Origin of the sequence: Carnobacterium sp. (genome assembly GCF_032094055.1) — a bacterium.
Classification (GTDB): domain Bacteria; phylum Bacillota; class Bacilli; order Lactobacillales; family Carnobacteriaceae; genus Carnobacterium_A.
Map to the genome: position 1 here is coordinate 3615 of NZ_DAMDAK010000069.1, position 1263 is coordinate 4877.

Here is a 1263-nt window from a genome sequence, read left to right on the forward strand (position 1 = left end):
ACACCTAAAAAATCCAAAAGACGATGCGCTTCATTCATATAAAAACCTAGATCAGCCGGCCGGTTCTGTTCAATGGCTGATTTTGCTTGTCGCGTCAGTTTGCCGAGAGTATGGATGGCAGCTGTTGTTTCTTCAGGAGAGCTTTGAGATAAAAGAGCGATACTATTTACCGCTTCTTTAGTTTGGCCGGTAACTCCTGTATCTGCTACTACTAAGTAAGCTGATACGTTTAACGAAAAAGGAACAATCGGCTGTCCTTTAATGAAAAAAAGAGGAGATTGGCTGCTCGTCATAGCTGTATCTAAACCGCTAGGATTTCCGTGAGCAATCTTTTCAGAAATATCGGTCAATCCCATTAAACAAGCAGCGGGCAACTCTTTTTTAAAATAATTAAAAAGTGCACGGATAGTTGCAGCCGCAACAGCAGCACTAGAACCCATTCCTCGTTCCGCCGGGATAGTACTTTTAATCGTAATACTAAAATTTTCAAGCGGTTGTTGTAGCTTTTCAAGAGTCTTCACAATAACGGTTGTTAAATTCAATAATCGTTCTGGTGCCTGAGAAAATGGACCTTGATAGAAAAAACAATCCAGTGTAACAGGACCAGTTATTTTTTTAATCGTTGTTTCAATTGAAGTAGCAGGAAAAGGTATGGCCACAGCAGGCTCGCCATAAACAACGGAATGTTCCCCCATCAAAATAATTTTTCCATTTGCTGTACCTGTTGCTTTCATGAAATTACTCCTTTTTTATTCATCTTTTTAATCATAAACAAGAAGGCCATCAAAAGGAAAGGAAAAAAGCCGAATAAACTAGCTTTCTATCCTTTCGATTTTGTTATTTTTATAAAGCAGCCAACTTTTCAACGATCCAGGGAGCGGCATAGAGAGTCATAAATTGAATCCCATAGTTAACTCCCATTTTATTTAGTGTCCCGCAGATAATACCAATCAATAAAACACCAAAGATATTAATTAACCCTGCATCCATGTAGGCCAATAATAGGATAAATGAAATGAACAACCCTAAAACCGCTTCATGAGGAACTTTGGTCAGGACAAACTGAGAAATGCGTCCTGCATAACGAATGATGATAATATAAGAAATTAAGCTGGAAATTACTGCTCCTACTAAAATAGCCCAAACAAATTCGCCTCGGCTCAACAAATGATGCAAATTATGCGTTACTGTGAAAACAGGCGGTGCATTAAATAAAGCACTTCCTGGTCCGATAGCAGTTGGAGATAGTGGGATACCTAAAGC

Annotated in this window: 1 protein-coding gene and 1 pseudogene; both read right to left on the minus strand. The window is 38.9% G+C overall.

Annotation, left to right across the window (positions count from 1 at the left end; genetic code table 11):
- Positions 1-734 (minus strand): mevalonate kinase (mvk, locus tag RT405_RS10170; RefSeq protein WP_313469480.1); only part of this gene is annotated, 734 nt, incomplete at its 3' end.
- 109 nt (positions 735-843) lie between these two features.
- Positions 844-1263: pseudogene (locus tag RT405_RS10175) on the minus strand (tripartite tricarboxylate transporter permease); the annotation flags it as partial.